Raw genomic sequence first — 17453 nt, forward strand, 5'->3', positions numbered from 1 at the left:
GCTGTCAACCTGAATTGACACAAGTCAAATCGGTGTCAGCTTCGCCCACCGGCCGGACGCGGGTCAGAACGGACGTTCTATGTTGCCGGAATAAAAGAACATTCCCAGCCCCGCGGCGAACACGATCCAGCCCGCAACGCTGTGCAGAACGACCGCCATGGGGAAATTCCGTCTGGATTCATAGGCCCAGGCGAAGGCGATTCCACCGCAGAAGGTCATCGCCGCCACGATCCAGCTCCAGAACATCAGATGCGCCAGCGAGAACAGCGCGGCGTTCAGGACGATCGCGGGCCACAGACCCGGCAGAAGCGGCCCGTAGCGCCGGAAGAAGAGCGGGCGGAACACGATCTCCTGCGGCAGCGCCGAAAGCGGCGGGTAAAGCAGCATGACCGCCACGAACAGCGCCGGCTGCTCGCGCGGCAGGATCAGTGCCTGTTCGGGCGCACGCAGCGCGACGACCGTCCCCGCCACCGCAGCGGTCAGCAGCGCGAACAGCCCGACCGCGCGCCAGCCGATCCGGTCCAGTCCGCGGACAAGCCCGGACCAGCGGAACCCCTCGGTGACATGCAGCAGCACAAGCCCCAGCGCGGTCACGCCGAACAGCGCCGGAAACAGCGCCGAAGGCGGCAACAGGAACGCCATGACCAGCGGCGCAGCAAGGAAAAGCGCACCGAACTCCGCCCAGAGCCGCGCGCGCGAGGGCACGCGCTTGTCCATCCGCAGGCTTTCGGTCATCGCCCTCTCCGCTGCACCGCCCGGTCACCGGAAAGGACCTAGCTGCGATCCCACCGGGTCTCCAGTCCGGGCCGGACCTCCCGCCATCACATTGCCGCATGCCGGGCCTGTCCGCGCGAAAGGGATTGTAAAGGCGCGCCGTTCTACGCTGTCACCTCTTTCTCACGGCAATTGACAGGCAGATATTTCGCATGTTCCGGACAAGGACCGCCACCGCGCCGCCCCCCCTTTCGGCAAGCATCCTGCGGGCCGCCCCCATCGTTCTGGGCACGACGGTCCTGGGCCTCGCCATCCTCGGCTTCCTCGACATTCCGCGGATTTCGGGCGATCTGCTTCCGCTCTGGCTGGCAGGACAGGCCTTTGCCGAGGGCGCGCCGGGAGAGGTCTATGCCCCGGTCGAACCCGTCTTCCGCATGCTGCCCCCCGACAGCTGGGCCGAGCGGGCGCGCGCGGCGGGCTATGAGGGGTTCGTCTATCCCTTCGTCTACCCCCCGCTCTGGGCCTGGGTCTTCGGGCTGATCGGGCGGATCGCCGACTTCCAGACGCTTGCCGGGCTGGCCAGCATCGTCAATCCGGCCCTGCTTCTGGCGACCTGCCTGCTGGCATGGCGGGCCAGCGGCGCGCCATCGGGCGTCCTGACCCATGTCGCAGTCGCGCTGGTGCTTCTGCTGATGACGCCGGTCGGCGTGATCGCCATCCTTCAGAATCAGGCCCAGATCCTCGTCGCGTTTCTGGTCGTCCTGGCGCTTGAACGGGCGCAGGCGAACCGCCCGGTCAGCGCGGGCGCGGCGCTGGCGCTGGCGGCCTCGATCAAGCTGTTCCCGGCGATCTTCGCCCTGTTCTGGCTCGCCTCGGGCGAGCGGCGGGCCTTCACCGCCTTTGCCGGCGTGGGGCTGGGGCTCGGCCTGATGTCGCTCGCCGTCGCGGGCTGGCCGCTGCATGCCGAGTTTCTGGCGCATGTCTCGGCAATCGGGCGGACCGGCTTCTTCAGTCCGCTCTCGTTCAGCCTCGACGGGGTGCTGGCCAAGTACATGACCGGGGCGCCGATCGAGGTGTTGCTGGGCCATACCGCCCCCGGGACCGAAGTGCCGCGCAGGATCACGGTCGCCGAAAAGGGTCCGGCGCTGGTCCTTGCCGGGCAGGCGGCGCTTCTGCTGCTGACAGCGGGTTTTGCCTGGGCGATGGCGCGCGCCAGGCAGGCGGCACGCAACGCCGCGCTCTGGCCCGCCGCGCTGGCGCTGTTCCCGCTGATCGGACCGATCGCCTGGGGCTATTATTTCATCGCCGCCACCGCCTTCGCCCCTACCCTGCTGTCACGTCTCGGAATGGCCCGGGGCGCGGCCGTGCTGGTCGTCGTGTTCGGTCCGATCCATGTCTGGGCACTGCCGGGAATGCAGGCGCTCGGCACCGATTTCCAGCTTCTCGGCGCGGTGCTGTTCCTGATCCTCGGCCTCACGTTCCTCGTCGCGGCCCGGACAGGACCGGAACGCAGCGGAAAAACCTGAGCCCTGCCCTTGCGTGCCCCCGGCGCTTGTCTATAACCCCCAGCAATTTGCCAGCCCCGGGGGAAAGACCCATGCCGAAGAGAACCGATATCAAGTCCATCATGATCATCGGCGCGGGCCCCATCGTGATCGGCCAGGCCTGCGAGTTCGACTATTCCGGCGCCCAGGCCTGCAAGGCGCTGCGCGAGGAAGGCTACCGGGTCATCCTGGTCAACTCGAACCCCGCCACGATCATGACCGATCCGGGTCTGGCCGACGCCACCTATATCGAGCCGATCACCCCCGAGGTCGTCGCCCGCATCATCGAGAGGGAACGCCCCGACGCGCTGTTGCCGACCATGGGCGGGCAGACCGGGCTGAACACCTCGCTCAAGCTCGCCGACATGGGGGTGCTGGACCGCTTCGGCGTGGAACTGATCGGCGCCAACCGGCAGGCCATCGAGATGGCCGAGGACCGCAAGCTGTTCCGCGAGGCGATGGACCGGATCGGGCTGGAAAACCCCAAGGCCACCATCGCCAACAGCATGGCGGAATGCATCGCCGCCCTCGACCATGTCGGCCTGCCCGCGATCATCCGCCCGGCCTTCACGCTGGGCGGCACCGGCGGCGGCATCGCCTATAACCGCGAGGAATTCGTGCATTACTGCAAGACCGGCCTCGACGCCTCGCCGGTCAACCAGATCCTGATCGACGAAAGCCTGCTGGGCTGGAAGGAATTCGAGATGGAGGTGGTCCGCGACAAGGCGGACAACGCGATCATCGTCTGTTCCATCGAGAACGTCGATCCGATGGGCGTGCACACGGGCGATTCCATCACCGTGGCGCCCGCGCTGACGCTGACCGACAAGGAATACCAGATCATGCGCAACGGCTCCATCGCCGTGTTGCGCGAGATCGGGGTGGAAACCGGCGGGTCGAACGTGCAATGGGCGATCAACCCCGAAGACGGGCGCATGGTGGTGATCGAGATGAACCCGCGCGTGTCGCGCTCCTCTGCGCTGGCATCCAAGGCCACCGGGTTCCCGATTGCCAAGATCGCGGCGAAGCTTGCCGTGGGCTATACGCTGGATGAACTCGACAACGACATCACCAAGGTCACGCCCGCCAGCTTCGAGCCGACCATCGACTATGTCGTGACCAAGATCCCGCGCTTTGCCTTCGAGAAGTTTCCGGGCGCCAAGCCGGAACTGACCACCGCGATGAAATCCGTGGGCGAGGCGATGGCCATTGGCCGGACCATCCACGAATCGCTGCAAAAGGCGCTGGCCTCGCTTGAAACCGGCCTGACCGGGTTCGACGAGATCGAGATCGAGGGCGCGCCCGACCATGCGCAGGTGATCGCGGCGCTGTCCCGGGCCACGCCCGACCGGCTGCGGGTGATCGCGCAGGCGATGCGGCACGGGCTGTCGGACGACGACATCTTTGCCGCGACGAAATACGACCCCTGGTTCCTCGCCCGCATCCGCGAGATCGTCGAGACCGAGGACAAGCTGCGCAAGGACGGCCTGCCCGTGACCGAGGATGGCCTGCGCAAGCTCAAGATGATGGGCTTCACCGATGCCCGCCTTGCCCATCTGACCGGCCGGGACGAGGATCAGGTGCGCCGCGCCCGCCGCAATCTGGGCGTCACCGCCGTCTTCAAGCGCATCGACACCTGCGCGGCCGAGTTCGAGGCCCAGACCCCCTACATGTATTCGACCTATGAAACCCCGGTGATGGGCGAGGTCGAATGCGAGGCGCGGCCCAGCACCCGCAAGAAGGTGGTGATCCTGGGCGGCGGCCCGAACCGGATCGGCCAGGGGATCGAGTTCGACTATTGCTGCTGTCATGCCTGTTTCGCACTGACGGACGCGGGCTACGAGACCATCATGGTCAACTGCAACCCCGAGACCGTCTCGACCGATTACGACACCTCGGACCGGCTCTATTTCGAGCCGCTGACCTTCGAGCATGTGATGGAGATCCTGCGCGTCGAGCAGGAGCGCGGCACGCTGCATGGCGTGATCGTGCAGTTCGGCGGCCAGACGCCGCTGAAGCTCGCCGATGCGCTGCAATCCGAGGGTATCCCGATCCTCGGCACCACGCCCGACGCCATCGACCTGGCCGAAGACCGCGAGCGGTTCCAGGCGCTGGTCAACCGGCTGGGGCTGAAGCAGCCGCATAACGCCATCGCCGCATCCGCAGCGGCGGCGGTCAGGGCGGCCGGGGAAATCGGCTTCCCGCTGGTGATCCGCCCCTCCTATGTCCTCGGCGGCCGCGCGATGGAGATCGTTCGCGACATGGCGCATCTGGAACGCTACATCGCCGAGGCGGTTGTGGTCTCGGGCAAGTCGCCGGTCCTGCTCGACAGCTACCTGTCGGGGGCGACCGAGATCGACGTGGACGCGCTGTGCGACGGCCAGGACGTGCATGTGGCCGGCATCATGCAGCATATCGAGGAGGCGGGCGTCCATTCCGGCGACAGCGCCTGTTCCCTGCCGCCCTATTCGCTGGCCCCCGAGATCGTCGCGGAGCTGAAACGCCAGACCCGCGCGCTGGCGCTGGAACTGGGCGTCGTCGGCCTGATGAACGTGCAATTCGCGGTGAAGGATGGCGAGGTCTACCTGATCGAGGTGAACCCCCGCGCCAGCCGCACCGTGCCCTTCGTCGCAAAGGCCGTGAACTCGCCCATCGCGTCGATCGCCGCGCGCGTCATGGCGGGCGAGAAACTTGCCGATTTCGACCTGAAGGCCCCCGAGATCGAGGGTTTCGCGGTCAAGGAGGCCGTGCTGCCCTTCGCCCGCTTCCCCGGCGTCGATACGCTGCTGGGGCCGGAAATGCGCTCGACCGGCGAGGTGATGGGCTATGACCGCACCTTCCCCCGCGCCTTCCTCAAGGCGCAGATGGGCGCGGGCACGCATCTGCCGCACGAGGGCACGGTGTTCCTGTCGATCAAGGATTCCGACAAGACGCCGCAACTGGTCGAGACCGCGCAGATCCTGACCGATCTGGGCTTTTCCATCCTCGCCACGCAGGGCACCGCCAGGTTCCTGGCCGAGAACGGCATCGCGGCACAGCTCGTCAACAAGGCCTATGAGGGCGGGCGCACCATCGTCGACGTGATGAAGGACGGGCTGGTGCATCTGGTGATGAACACCACCGAAGGCGCGCAGGCGGTCGAGGACAGCCGCTCGATGCGCAATGTCGCGCTGATGGACCGCATCCCCTATTTCACCACCGCCGCAGGCTGCCATGCCGCCGCATTGGCCATGCAGTCCCGCGAAGAGGGCGAACTGAGCGTCGTCAGCCTTCAGGAATAGCCCCTTCAGGCGCCCGCACGGGCGATTGACGCCCCGGCGATTGGATGCGAGCCTTCCCGCCGCAAGCATTGGGAGGATGCGCAGCGTGAGGATCGCGATCACCGGCGCGGCCGGGTTTCTGGGGCAGATGCTGGTCACGGCCCTGTCCGCGCGCGACACGCTTGCCCTGAATGGCGAGCCGCGCCGCATTTCGGCGATCATCGCCAATGACATCGCGGCCGAACCGCTTGACCGGCTGGCCCGGCTGCGCCGCGTCCATGCCCTGCCCGGCGCCTTGTCCGCCCCCGCCACGCTGGCCCGGCTGGCCGAGGACAGCCCCGATCTGGTGATCCATCTGGCCGCCGTGGTCTCGGGCCAGGCCGAGGCCGATTTCGACCTCGGCATGGCGGTCAACCTGCACGGCACCGTCGATCTGGTGAATGCCTGCCGCGCGATGCGCCGCCCGCCGGTGCTGATCTTCGCCTCGTCCGTGGCGGTGTTTTCCTGCACCGCGAATGACACGATCACCGAGGACACCCCGCCCGCGCCGCGCTCCTCCTACGGCACGCAAAAGCTGATGGGCGAATTGCTGGTCCGCGACGCCACCCGCCGGGGCTTCATCCATGGCCGGTCGCTGCGCTTTCCCACCATCGCGGTGCGCCCCGGCGTCCCCAACCGCGCGGCTTCGGGCTTTGCCAGCGGCATCCTGCGCGACCCGCTGGCCGGGCAGCCCGCCGATCTGCCCGTGGGGCGTGACTTGCGACTGCATCTTGGCTCGCCCGCCCGGGCGCTTGACCATATCCTGAGGGCCGCGGCGCTGGCGCAGGAGGCGCTGGGCGGCGAGCCGACGATCACCCTTCCGGGCATTTCCGTCACCGTGGGCGAGATGATCGACACGCTGGCCCGGCTTGCCGGGCCCGAAACCGCCGCCCTGATCCGCCCCGCCCCCGACCCCGCGACCGAGGCCATCGTCGCAAGCTGGCCCGGCGGGATCGACACGCCCCGCGCCCGCGCGCTGGACTTTGCACCCAATGCCGATTTCGCCGAACTTCTGCGCGAACACATGGACCGCAGGGGCGTAGCTGCGGCCTGAAAGACCGGAAAAACCAAGGGAGGAGACCCATGAAACACGTCCTGATCGGCACCATCGCCGCGCTTGCGCTGACCACCGCCGCCGAGGCCCAGCAAAAGATCGTGGTCGGCCATTCGCTGTCGCCGACCTCGCATTACGGCGTCGGCGCGCAGGCCTTCATCGACACGCTGACCGAGCTTTCGGGCGGCGCCTTCACCGGCGAACAGGCCCCCGCGGGCCAGCTGGGCGGCGAGCGCGACATGATCGAGGGCTTGCAGATCGGCTCGATGGACGTGGTCATCACCTCGACCGGCCCCCTGGGCAATTTCGTGCCCGAGATCTTCGCGCTCGACCTGCCCTTCCTGTTCCGCGACTACGACCATGCCCGCAAGGTGCTGGATGGCGAGATCGGGCAGGAATTGCTGGACAAGATCGGCGAGAACACCCTCGTGGGCCTCGCCTGGACCGAGAACGGCTTTCGCCATGTGACCAATTCCCAGCGCCCGGTGCGCACGCCCGAGGACCTGCAGGGGCTGAAGCTGCGCACCATGGAAAACAAGGTCCACATGGCCGCCTTCACCGGCATGGGCGCCGCCCCCACGCCGATGGCCTTCCCCGAATTGTTCGGCGCGATGCAACAGGGCGTCGTGGACGGGCAGGAAAACCCGGTCACCGTCATCACCGCGGCCAAGTTCTGGGAGGTGCAGAAATACGTCTCGCTCACGGGGCATGTCTATTCCCCCGCCGTCGTGCTGGCCGCGCCCGCGCTTTATGACGGGCTCAGCGACGAACAGAAGGACTGGTTCCTTCAGGCCGCCCGCGCATCCGCCGCCGCAACCCGGGCCGAGGTCAACCGGCTGGAGGAAGAAGGCGTCGCCATGCTGATCGAAAACGGGATGGAGGTCATCACCGAGATCGACAAGGCCCCCTTTGCCGCGCTGGCCGAGCAATCCTCCTATGCCGTCTATACCGACCAATACGGCACCGAGATGGTCGAGCGGATCAAGGCGGTCGAGTGACCCCGTACCCCACGGTCCGGCCCGGCGCAGCCCCCTGCGCCGGTGCTGCGGCAGCCACGGCAAGCCCATGACCCTGTTCCTGCGGATCGAGGCGGTCACCACCCGCATCGCGCTGTGGCTCGCGATCCTGTTCCTGCTGATCGCGGCCGCACTCGCGCTCTATCAGGTGACGGCACGCTTCGTCTTCGGCACGCCCTCGACATGGTCCGAGGTGGTCACGCGCTCCGCGATGATCTGGTCGGTCTTCCTGGGCGTCGCGCCCGCCTTTCGCGAAGGCGCGATGATCGCGGTCGGGATCGTGCAGACCGCCCTGCCCCGCCGCCTGGGCCGCGCGCTTTACCAGCTTTCGATGATCCTGACGCTGAGCTTCTTTTCCATCCTGCTCTGGCAGGGCTGGGCCATGACCGGCCGGGTGATGCGCCAGAAGCTTGCCGCGCTCGATATTTCCATCGCCTGGGTCTATGCCGCGCTTCCCGTGGGCTCCGCCTTCATCCTGATCGCCGTTCTGGGCTGCATGATCCGCGCATGGCAGGGCATCGGCGACCCGCTGGAGTCCCCCCGATGAACGCAGCGCTTGCCCTGTCGCTGGCGATCCTCTTCCTGCTGGGCGTGCCCATCGCGGTCGCCATCGGTCTTGCCTCGGTCATCGGGATCGAGGTGCAGGGGCGGCTGCCGCTTCTGCTGGTGGCGCAGCGGATGTTCACCGGGCTCGACAGCTTTCCGCTGATGGCGATCCCGCTGTTCATCCTGGCGGGCAACCTGATGTCGGCGGGCGGCATCTCGCATCGGCTGGTGGAACTGGCGAAATCCATCGTGGGCGGCATCCAGGGCGGGCTTGCGGCCTCCTGCGTGCTGACCTGCATGCTGTTCGCCTCGGTCTCGGGCTCATCGGTCGCGACGACCTTTGCCATCGGCGCGATCCTGATCCCGGCCATGGTGCGCCATGGCTATCCCGCCCCCATGGCGGCCTCGGTGCAGGCCAGTTCCGCGGAACTGGGCGTGCTGATCCCGCCCTCGATCCCGCTGATCCTCTATGGCGTCTCGACCGATACCTCGATCGGGCAGCTGTTCCTTGCGGGCATCGGCCCCGGGCTTCTGGTCGGCGGCGCGCTGATGGCGCTGGTGCTGATCCTGTGCCGGGTCCGCGGCATCGGGCGCGAGGATGGCGCCGACCGCCCCCGCCTTGGCCCCGCACTCTGGGCGGCGTTGCCCGCGCTGATGGTGCCGGTGGTGATCCTTGGCGGCATCTATTCCGGCATCTTCACCCCGACCGAGGCCAGCGCCGTCGCGGTCGCCACCGCCCTGATCGTCGGCATGGGATTCTACCGCGACCTGCGGCTGCGCGACCTGCCGGGCGTGCTGAAGAAAACCGTCATCGCCACCTCGGCGATCATGCTCATCATCTCGGCCGCGGCACTGTTTTCCTTCCTCGTCACCCGCTCGGGCCTGCCGAACGAAATCGCGGCCTGGTTCCGGGATGTCTTCGAAAGCCGCATCGCCTTCCTGCTGGCGGTGAACCTGCTGCTTCTGGTGGTTGGGATGTTCATCGAAACCTCGGCCGCGATCCTTGTTCTGGCCCCGATCCTTGCGCCCATCGCGGTCGCCTATGGGGTCGATCCGGTGCATTTCGGGCTGATCGTGGTGGTGAACCTGGCGCTGGGGATGATCACACCGCCGCTGGGCGTGAACCTGTTCGCCGCCTGCGCGGTGGCGCGCCTGCCGGTCGAAAGGATCATTCCCCAGCTTCTGTGGTTCGTGCTGACCGTGTTCGCCGCGCTGATGGTCATCACCTATGTCCCCGCGATCACGCTCTGGCCGGTCGAGATGCTGATGCGGGGACGCTGATGGGGCGGCTGCGGTTCTCGGCCAATCTGGGCTTCCTGTTCACCGACCTGCCCTTGCCACAGGCGATCCGCGCCGCCCGGGACGCGGGCTTCGACGCGGTCGAATGCCATTTCCCCTATGCGGTTCCGGTGGCCGAGGTGGCGGCCGCGCTGGCTGGGACGGGGTTGCCGATGCTCTCGCTCAACACGCCCCCCGGCGAGCGGGCGCGCGGCGAATTCGGGCTGGCCGCCCTGCCCGGCCGCGAACCGCAGGCGCGGGCCGGGATCGCGCAGGCGCTGGACCATGCCGCGGCGACACGCACGGACGCGGTGCATGTGATGGCGGGCATCACCCACGGCGCGGCGGGGGCAGAGGCGGCATTCCGCGCCAATCTGGCCCATGCCTGCGACCTGGCCGCGGCCCGAGGGATCACCATCCTGATCGAGCCGCTGAACCCGCGCGACGTGCCGGGCTATCACTTGGCCAGCCTCGATCACGCATTGCGCATCGTTGCGGCACTGGATCGCCCGAACCTGAAGATCCTGTTCGACTGCTATCACATGCAGATCACGGGCGGCGACCTGCTGACCCGGTTCCGCGCCGCGCACGACCGCATCGGCCATGTCCAGTTCGCAGGCGTGCCCGACCGGGCCGAACCGGATCGGGGCGAGGTGGATTTCCGCTGGCTGCTGTCGGAATTCGCCGCCTCAGGCTGGACCCGCCCCTTCGGCGCGGAATACCGGCCGCGGGGCGACATCGCGGCCGGTCTGGGCTGGCTGTCCGACTGGCGCGGGGGCTGAAATCAGCCCCAGGGCCCCGCGGACGGCCCGCGCGGGGCCGCGCCCCAGGGCGCACCGCCACCCGCACGCGGCGCAGCCCCCGCCATCGCGCGCAGCGCCGCGATGCGGTTCTCGGTCGCGGGATGCGTGGCGAACAGGTTGTCGCGCTTGTGGGCATGCAGCGGGTTGATGATGAACATATGCGCGGTTGCCGGGTTCCGCTCGGCCGCGTCATTGTCGATCCGCGCCGCCCCCACCTGAATCCGCTCCAGCGCCGAGGCAAGCCACAGCGGCTGGCCGCAGATCTCGGCCCCGGCCTTGTCGGCGGCATATTCCCGCGTCCGGCTGATCGCCATCTGCACCACAGCCGCGGCCATCGGCGCCAGGATCATCAGCGCGATGGTCCCGATCGGCCCCATCCGGTTGTCGCGCCCGCCGCCGAAGAACAGCGCGAAATTGGCCAGCATCGTGATCGCCCCGGCAAAGGTCGCCGTCACCGTCATGATCGCGGTGTCATGGTTGCGGATATGGGCCAGTTCATGCGCGACAACCCCCGCCAGTTCCTCGCGCGAGAGCGTCTGCATCAGCCCCGTGGTCACCGCCACCGCCGCATTCTCGGGGTTGCGCCCGGTGGCAAAGGCATTGGGCTGCGGCGTGTCGATCAGATAGACCGCAGGCACCGGCATGTTCGCGTTGCGCGCCAGCTCCGCCACCATCTGCGACAGGCCCGAGCGGTCATTCGGGCCGACAGGCTGGGCGTTGTGCATCCGCAGCACCATCTTGTCGGAATTCCACCAGGTAAAGGCGTTCATCAGCGCCGCCACCACCAGCGCGATGGTCGCCCCGCCGCTGCCGCCCAGCAGATAGCCGATCCCCATGAACAGCGCGGTCATCGCCGCCATCAGCATCGCGGTTCTGGTATAACCCATGGCTCGCCCCCTCATCCTAGCGCCAACAAGGCAGGATATAGGGAGCGCCCGGGGCCACGCAACACCGCGCGCCCCCGGGCCTTTGCGCTTCAGGCGGCCACGCGCTTGGCCAGCACATCGGCCATGGTCTGGCCCATGGCGGACGGGTTCGGCGCGACCGTGATGCCGACCGCGGACAGGATTTCGACCTTTTCCTGCGCGCTTTCCCCGAAGGCCGAGATGATCGCGCCGGCATGGCCCATCTTGCGGCCCTTGGGCGCGGACAGCCCGGCGATATAGGCGACCACGGGCTTCTTCATATGCGCCTCGACATAGGCGGCGGCCTCGGCCTCCTGCGGGCCGCCGATCTCGCCGATCAGCATCACGGCATCGGTATCCGGATCGGCCTCGAACAGTTCGAGGATGTCCCTGAAGGACGAGCCGTTGATCGGGTCGCCGCCGATGCCCACGCTGGTCGACACCCCGATGCCCAGCGCCTTCATCTGGCTGGCTGCCTCATAGCCCAGCGTGCCCGAGCGGCCGACGATGCCGACCCGGCCCGGCATGTAGATATGCGGCGGCATGATCCCCATGAAGCCCTTGCCGGGCGAGATCACGCCCGCGCAGTTCGGGCCGATCAGCTGCATCTTCTTCTCGCGCGGATAGCGGCGCAGGAAGCGTTTCACCCGCATCATGTCCTGCGCGGGGATGCCGTCGGTCACGCTGACCGCGGTGCGGATACCGGCATCCGCCGCCTCCATCATCGCATCCGCCGCAAAGGGCGGCGGCACGAACAGCAGCGCCGCCTCGGCCCCCGTCGCCTCGACCGCCTCGCGCACGGTGTTGAAGACGGGCCGTCCCAGCACCGTCTCGCCGCCCTTGCCCGGCGTCACGCCTGCCACGACATTGGTGCCATATTCGATCATTTCCTCGGCATGGAACTTGCCGATGCGGCCCGACATGCCCTGGACAACGACCTTGGTGTTCTCGTCGATCAGAATAGCCATGGGTCTCCTCCCTCAGGCAGCTTTCTTCGGACGCGCGGCCACGGCCTTTTCGGCGGCCTCGGCCAGCGTCTCGGCGGTGATGAGCGGCAGGCCCGACTCGTCGATGATCTTGCGGCCCTCATCCACATTCGTTCCCGCAAGGCGCACCACCACGGGCAGGGTCAGCCCCTCGGCCTTGTAGGCCTCGACCACGCCTTTCGCGACCCAGTCGCAGCGGTTGATGCCCGCGAAGATGTTGACAAGGATCACGCTGACATTCGGATCCGACAGCACCGTGCGGAAGGCGGTCATCACCCGTTCGGGGCTGGCGCCGCCGCCGATATCCAGGAAATTCGCAGGCTCGCCGCCCGACAGCTTGATCATGTCCATCGTCGCCATGGCGAGGCCCGCACCGTTGATGATGCAGCCGATATCGCCATCGAGCCCGACATAGGCCAGCCCGTTGTCATGGGCCATCGCCTCGCGCGAATCCTCCTGGCTGGGATCGCGCAGTGCGGCGACCTGCGGGCGGCGATAGAGCGCGTTGGTGTCGAAACTCATCTTGGCATCCAGCGCCACCAGATCGCCCGACCCGGTGATGACCAGCGGGTTGATCTCGACCATGGTGGCGTCAAGGTCGCGATAGGCGCGGTAGCAGGCGCGCACCGCCTTGACCATCTGGCCGATCTGGTCGCCCGTCAGCCCCAGCCGGAACGCCAGTTCTCGGGCCTGGTATTCGACCAGCCCATGCGCGGGATCGACCACCATGCGCACCAGGCTGTCGGGGTCTTCCTCGGCGATCTCCTCGATCTCCATCCCGCCGCTCGACGAGGCGACGAGCATGATGCGCTCGGACTTCCGGTCGAGCACGAAGCCCAGGTAAAGTTCCTTGGCGATATCGGTGGCTTCCTCGACCCAGAGCCGATAGACGCCCTTGCCGTTCTGGTCGGTCTGGCGCGTCACCAGTTGCCGCCCCAACAGACCCTTGGCGAAATCGTAGACCTCATGTTCGGACTTGCAGACCTTGACGCCGCCCGCCTCGCCACGGCCGCCCGCATGGACCTGCGCCTTGACGACCCAGCCGGTCCCGCCCAGTTCACGGGCGCGAAACGCCGCCTGTTCGGGGCTGTAGGCCAGCCCGCCGCGCGGCACCGGCACACCGAAGCCCGCAAGGATTTCCTTGGCCTGATGTTCGTGAATGTCCATCTGTTTCCTCCCGGATGCTGCGAAATCCGCCGCCCTAACCCTTGGCCGCGATCGCGTCGGCCACCGTGATGACGTTCATCGCCATCCGCTCCGACGCCGCGTCGATCATCTTGCCGTCCAATGCTGCGGCCCCCCGCCCCTCGGCCTCGGCCTTGCGCAATTCCTCGATGATGCGCCGGGCACGTGTCACTTCGGTTTCGGGCGGGCTGAAAACCTCGTTCGCCAGCGCGATCTGGCTGGGATGGATTGCCCATTTGCCTTCGCAACCCAGCGCGGCGGCCCGCCGTGCGCCGTCCTTGTAGCCCTCGGGATCCGAGAAATCGCCGAAGGGACCATCGACCGCCCGCAAGCCATAGGCCCGGCAGGCCACCACCATCCGGGTGATCGAGGCATGCCACTGGTCGCCCGGATAGTTCGGGTTCAGCCCGCCGATATTCACCGTGCGCGCCCGCATCGAGGCCGCGTAATCCGCCACCCCGAAATGCAGCGCCTCAAGCCGCCCGCCAAACCGCGCGATGTCCTCGACATTGGCCATGCCCAGCGCCGTCTCGATCAGCGCCTCAAGGCCCACGCGGGTCTGATAGCCCTTGCCCTGCTCGATCTGGTTCACCATCGCCTCGACCATGTACAGATCGGCAGGCACACCCACCTTGGGCACGAGCAGCGTGTGAACCTTGTCGCCCGCCTGCTCCATCACGTCGACGACATCGCGATACATGTAATGCGTATCAAGCCCGTTGATCCGCACCGAAACCGTCTTGCCCTTGGCCGCCCAGTCGATGTCGTTCAGCGCCTGGATCGCGTTCCTGCGGGCCTGTTCCTTCTCGGGCGGGGCCACCGCGTCCTCGAGGTCGAGAAAGACGTAATCCGCCTCGCTGTCGGCGGCCTTCTCGACCATCGTGGGGTTCGAGGCCGGGACCGCGAGTTCGGACCGTTGCAGGCGTTGCCGCCTGAGCGGGTGTAGGGTGTGGCTCATGCCTTGTCTCCGTTCTGGAGGGTTTTGACCTGCCTCATTCGGCGGCGATGTTCATCCGGGCCGCCGGGGCGGTTTCCGCATACCATGCCTGCGCCGCCGCCACGCCCGAACCGAACGCGACCTTGGCACCCGCCCCGGCCAGCGACAATTCCGCCAGCGAAAGCGCGGTCAGGCACATCCCCTCGTTCAGATCGCCCAGATGGCCGATGCGGAACACCTTGCCCGCAAGCTGCGCAAGCCCGCTGCCGAAGGAAATGTTGTAGTGTTCATAGCCGATGCGGATCACCTCGCGCGCATCCACATCCGCGGGCACCCGGATCGCGGACACCGTGTCCGAGTAGAAGACGGGCGCCTCGGCCACCAGGTTCAGCCCCCAGGCCTGCACGCCGCGGCGCACCCCCTCGGCCAGCCGACGATGGCGGGCGATGACATTGTCCAGCCCCTCGGCAAAGATGCGGTCCAGCGACCGGCGCAGCCCGTGGAACAACTGGGTCGGCGGGGTATAGGGGAAATAGCCCGTGGCGTTCAGGGTCACCATGTCGGAAAACTCGAAATAGGCCCGCCGCATGGTGGCGGTCTTCGACGCCGCCATCGCCTTTTCACTGACCGCCAGAACGCCCAGCCCCGCGGGCAGCATCAGCCCCTTCTGGCTGCCGGTCACGGCCAGATCGACACCCCATTCGTCCATCCGGAAGTCGATGGACGCGATCGAGGACACGCCGTCCACGAACAGAAGCGCGTCGTGATAACTCTCGTCCAGCGCCTGGCGCACCCCCGCCACGTCCGAGGTCACGCCGGTCGCGGTCTCGTTATGGGTGACGAAGACCGCCTTGATCTCGCCCTTTCGGTCGGCGCCCAGGCGGCGGGCATATTCCTTGACCGGGCAGCCCGCACCCCAGGGCACGTCGATAACCTCGACATCGAGGCCCAGCCGTTCCGCCATCTCGACCCACAGATGCGAGAACTGGCCAAAGCGCGACATCAGCACCTTGTCGCCGGGGTTCAGCGTGTTCGTGATCGCCGCCTCCCACGCGCCCGTCCCCGACCCCGGGAACAGGAAGACCGTGCCCGTCTCGGTCCGGAACACCCGTTTCAGATCGCGGAACAGCCCCAGCGTCAGATCGCCGAAATCGGGCGCCCGCATGTCCTGCATCGGCACGTTCATGGCCTGCCGGACGGGTTCGGGAATGTTCGTGGGGCCGGGAATGAACAGATGGGTCAATCCGGTCTTCATGTCAGGATCCTCCTCGCGCGCCTGGTTCTTGGCCTGATCTGCGCCGACTTGCCCACATGCCAAGCCAAAGGAGAAACGAATACGGGTCCTGCTGTGAACGCGAGGTTTTACATTTCCAAGAAGTTGTGAAAATGTGAAATCGACGCGCCGGGGAGGGCGCGGAGGGGAGCAATGCAGAAGACGTTCATCGGCCCGCATCTGCGGCGCCTCCGGCTGGAGCGCGGCGAGACCCAGGCGCAGATGGGCAAGGCGCTGGGGATCAGCACCTCTTACGTCAACCTGCTGGAAAAGAACGAACGCAGCGTGTCCGCCGCGGTCATGCTGCGGCTGTTCGAGACCTATGGCGTCGACTGGCGCGATATCGCCGAGGACGAGGACACCACCGTCCTGGCCGACCTGCGCGCGACGGTGCAGGATCCGCTGTTCGACAGCCGCCGCCCCGACCTTGCGCAACTGCGCGCAGCCCAGGTCCACAGCCCGGAACTGGTCGCCTGCTTCCTGCATCTGCACCGCGCCTATCTGGCGACGACCGACCGGCTGCTTTCGGTGACCGATGCGAGGCGCGAGGATGGCGAAGCCCTGCTTGCCTCCTCGCCCGAGGCGGTGGTGCACAACTACTTCCGCCGCAAGCGCAACCATTTCGCCGAGCTTGAATCCGCCGCCGAAACCTTCTGCGAGGGGCTCTGCACCGCGCCCGACGACCTCTATCCCGCGCTCAAGGCCCGGCTGCGCGACCGGCTGGGCCTGATGGTGCGCGTCGTGCCGGTGGACGATCTGCGCCAGGGACTGCGCGAACATGACGAAACCCGGCGGGAAATCCTGCTCTCCGAGGGGCTCGACCATCCCAACCGGGTCTTCCAGCTCGTCCATGTCGCGGGGCTGATGGAACAGCGCGCAACGCTGGATGCGCTGCTCGAACAATCCGGTATCGCCGATCCGCAGGGCCTGTCGCGCTGCCGTGTGGAACTGGCCAACTATTTCGCCGCCGCCGTGCTGATGCCCTATGACCGCTTCCTTGCCGAGGCCCGCGCCAGCAAGTACGATTTCGACCATCTGGCGATCCGCTTCGGCGTCAGCTTCGAACAGGCCTGCCACCGCGCCACGACCCTTCAACGCTCGGGCGCGCAGGGGGTGCCGTTCTTCTTCCTGCGGATCGACAAGGCGGGCAATGTCACCAAGCGGTTCAACGCCACCGATTTCCACCTCGCCGAACATGGCGGCGCCTGCCCGCGGCTCGATGTCCACACCTCGTTCCGCACGCCCGGCCGGATCGTGCCGCAATTCGTCGAGATGCCCGATTCCAGCCAGTTCTTCGTGTTCTCGCGCACCGTGGACCGGCCCACCTTCACCCGCCACAGCCAGGATCTGCGGCTGGCCGTGGCGATGGGCTGCGCGATCGAGCATGCCGCCGAGATCGGCTATTCCGAGGGACTGACCGGCGCCCGCGTCACGCCGATCGGCATCAACTGCCGGATCTGCCCGCGCGCCAGTTGCGACCAGCGCGCCCATCAGGCGGCGATCCTGGCCAATTCCGTAGACGAACGCCGCCGCGGGGCCACGCGCTATGAGAGCTGACCGCCTGCCCGCCCGGCCTGCAGCGCCACCCCGGCCGCCCGCAAGGCGGGTCGGAGACGGCTTGGTAAACATTTTTACTATCCTGGCCCGCCTCGCGGTCAGAGCCTTCACAATTCATCGCGCGCATTCGTATTGCCGCGTTGATTCTTTACAGACTGTGGTAAATGCCAAAAACGTGAGGGCCGGTGACGCTGCGGCGTCTTCCGGTCGGTAGGAGAAGGAGACCGAGACGATGAACGCGACCGCGGCCGGGGAAGATACCGACAAGCTTTACGCGCCTTTGCCTGATTTTGTGCGTTCTGCGCATGTTGACGGGGCGCGGTACGAGGAGATGTATCGCCGGTCGGTGGAGGATC

The 17453-nt window shown here is 67.2% G+C and carries 14 protein-coding genes; 8 read left to right on the forward strand and 6 right to left on the reverse strand.

Going from position 1 to position 17453, the window contains the following annotated elements; translation table 11 throughout:
- Positions 1 to 63: 63 nt before the first annotated feature.
- Complete coding sequence (locus tag EV216_RS05780; RefSeq protein ID WP_243641975.1) at positions 64 to 735, reverse strand: CPBP family intramembrane glutamic endopeptidase; 672 nt, start codon at positions 733 to 735, stop codon at positions 64 to 66.
- Between the two features lie 191 nt (positions 736 to 926).
- Between EV216_RS05780 and EV216_RS05785 the strand changes: the two genes are divergently transcribed.
- The 7 genes from EV216_RS05785 to EV216_RS05815 all read left to right on the forward strand — a co-directional run bounded on the left by EV216_RS05785 (position 927) and on the right by EV216_RS05815 (position 10233).
- Positions 927 to 2240 (forward strand): glycosyltransferase family 87 protein, encoded by a 1314-nt coding sequence (locus EV216_RS05785; protein WP_132694117.1) that lies wholly within the window; start codon positions 927 to 929, stop codon positions 2238 to 2240.
- Between the two features lie 71 nt (positions 2241 to 2311).
- On the forward strand, positions 2312 to 5539 hold the full coding sequence (gene carB, locus EV216_RS05790) for a carbamoyl-phosphate synthase large subunit (protein WP_132694118.1): 3228 nt from the start codon (positions 2312 to 2314) through the stop codon (positions 5537 to 5539).
- A gap of 76 nt (positions 5540 to 5615) precedes the next feature.
- Positions 5616 to 6611: a D-erythronate dehydrogenase gene (gene denD, locus EV216_RS05795; RefSeq protein WP_243641976.1), complete on the forward strand. Its 996-nt coding sequence runs from the start codon at positions 5616 to 5618 to the stop codon at positions 6609 to 6611.
- A gap of 29 nt (positions 6612 to 6640) precedes the next feature.
- A complete protein-coding gene (locus tag EV216_RS05800; RefSeq protein WP_132694120.1) occupies positions 6641 to 7609 on the forward strand; it encodes a TRAP transporter substrate-binding protein in 969 nt (322 codons plus the stop codon).
- A 67-nt stretch (positions 7610 to 7676) separates the two neighbouring features.
- Positions 7677 to 8174 (forward strand): TRAP transporter small permease, encoded by a 498-nt coding sequence (locus EV216_RS05805; protein WP_132694121.1) that lies wholly within the window; start codon positions 7677 to 7679, stop codon positions 8172 to 8174.
- On the forward strand, positions 8171 to 9454 hold the full coding sequence (locus EV216_RS05810; protein ID WP_132694122.1) for a TRAP transporter large permease: 1284 nt from the start codon (positions 8171 to 8173) through the stop codon (positions 9452 to 9454). The genes EV216_RS05805 and EV216_RS05810 overlap by 4 nt, the downstream gene beginning before the upstream one ends.
- 8 nt (positions 9455 to 9462) lie before the next feature.
- On the forward strand, positions 9463 to 10233 hold the full coding sequence (locus EV216_RS05815; RefSeq protein WP_132694136.1) for a hydroxypyruvate isomerase family protein: 771 nt from the start codon (positions 9463 to 9465) through the stop codon (positions 10231 to 10233).
- 2 nt (positions 10234 to 10235) lie between these two features.
- Here EV216_RS05815 and htpX read toward each other — a convergent pair whose 3' ends face one another.
- The 5 genes from htpX to EV216_RS05840 form a co-directional block, all read right to left on the reverse strand.
- Complete coding sequence (htpX, locus tag EV216_RS05820; RefSeq protein ID WP_132694123.1) at positions 10236 to 11141, reverse strand: zinc metalloprotease HtpX; 906 nt, start codon at positions 11139 to 11141, stop codon at positions 10236 to 10238.
- Positions 11142 to 11230: 89 nt separating this feature from the next.
- Positions 11231 to 12127 (reverse strand): succinate--CoA ligase subunit alpha, encoded by an 897-nt coding sequence (sucD, locus tag EV216_RS05825; protein ID WP_132694124.1) that lies wholly within the window; start codon positions 12125 to 12127, stop codon positions 11231 to 11233.
- Between the two features lie 12 nt (positions 12128 to 12139).
- On the reverse strand, positions 12140 to 13312 hold the full coding sequence (locus EV216_RS05830; RefSeq protein WP_132694125.1) for a malate--CoA ligase subunit beta: 1173 nt from the start codon (positions 13310 to 13312) through the stop codon (positions 12140 to 12142).
- A 34-nt stretch (positions 13313 to 13346) separates the two neighbouring features.
- On the reverse strand, positions 13347 to 14288 hold the full coding sequence (locus EV216_RS05835; protein WP_132694126.1) for an HpcH/HpaI aldolase/citrate lyase family protein: 942 nt from the start codon (positions 14286 to 14288) through the stop codon (positions 13347 to 13349).
- A 34-nt stretch (positions 14289 to 14322) separates the two neighbouring features.
- A complete protein-coding gene (locus EV216_RS05840) occupies positions 14323 to 15522 on the reverse strand; it encodes an aminotransferase class V-fold PLP-dependent enzyme (RefSeq protein ID WP_132694127.1) in 1200 nt (399 codons plus the stop codon).
- Between the two features lie 171 nt (positions 15523 to 15693).
- Between EV216_RS05840 and EV216_RS05845 the strand changes: the two genes are divergently transcribed.
- On the forward strand, positions 15694 to 17097 hold the full coding sequence (locus EV216_RS05845) for a helix-turn-helix domain-containing protein (RefSeq protein ID WP_132694128.1): 1404 nt from the start codon (positions 15694 to 15696) through the stop codon (positions 17095 to 17097).
- The last annotated feature ends 356 nt before the right edge of the window (positions 17098 to 17453 follow it).

It is taken from the genome of Rhodovulum steppense (genome assembly GCF_004339675.1).
GTDB lineage: Bacteria > Pseudomonadota > Alphaproteobacteria > Rhodobacterales > Rhodobacteraceae > Rhodovulum > Rhodovulum steppense.

Excerpts from the sequence above, each read along its gene's own strand:
- EV216_RS05780 (WP_243641975.1), bottom strand. The coding sequence starts at position 735 with ATGACCGAAAGCCTGCGGATGGACAAGCGCGTGCCCTCGCGCGCGCGG.
- EV216_RS05785 (WP_132694117.1), top strand. The coding sequence starts at position 927 with ATGTTCCGGACAAGGACCGCCACCGCGCCGCCCCCCCTTTCGGCAAGC.
- carB (WP_132694118.1), top strand. The coding sequence starts at position 2,312 with ATGCCGAAGAGAACCGATATCAAGTCCATCATGATCATCGGCGCGGGC.
- denD (WP_243641976.1), top strand. The coding sequence starts at position 5,616 with ATGCGCAGCGTGAGGATCGCGATCACCGGCGCGGCCGGGTTTCTGGGG.
- EV216_RS05800 (WP_132694120.1), top strand. The coding sequence starts at position 6,641 with ATGAAACACGTCCTGATCGGCACCATCGCCGCGCTTGCGCTGACCACC.
- EV216_RS05805 (WP_132694121.1), top strand. The coding sequence starts at position 7,677 with ATGACCCTGTTCCTGCGGATCGAGGCGGTCACCACCCGCATCGCGCTG.
- EV216_RS05810 (WP_132694122.1), top strand. The coding sequence starts at position 8,171 with ATGAACGCAGCGCTTGCCCTGTCGCTGGCGATCCTCTTCCTGCTGGGC.
- htpX (WP_132694123.1), bottom strand. The coding sequence starts at position 11,141 with ATGGGTTATACCAGAACCGCGATGCTGATGGCGGCGATGACCGCGCTG.
- sucD (WP_132694124.1), bottom strand. The coding sequence starts at position 12,127 with ATGGCTATTCTGATCGACGAGAACACCAAGGTCGTTGTCCAGGGCATG.
- EV216_RS05830 (WP_132694125.1), bottom strand. The coding sequence starts at position 13,312 with ATGGACATTCACGAACATCAGGCCAAGGAAATCCTTGCGGGCTTCGGT.
- EV216_RS05835 (WP_132694126.1), bottom strand. The coding sequence starts at position 14,288 with ATGAGCCACACCCTACACCCGCTCAGGCGGCAACGCCTGCAACGGTCC.
- EV216_RS05840 (WP_132694127.1), bottom strand. The coding sequence starts at position 15,522 with ATGAAGACCGGATTGACCCATCTGTTCATTCCCGGCCCCACGAACATT.
- EV216_RS05845 (WP_132694128.1), top strand. The coding sequence starts at position 15,694 with ATGCAGAAGACGTTCATCGGCCCGCATCTGCGGCGCCTCCGGCTGGAG.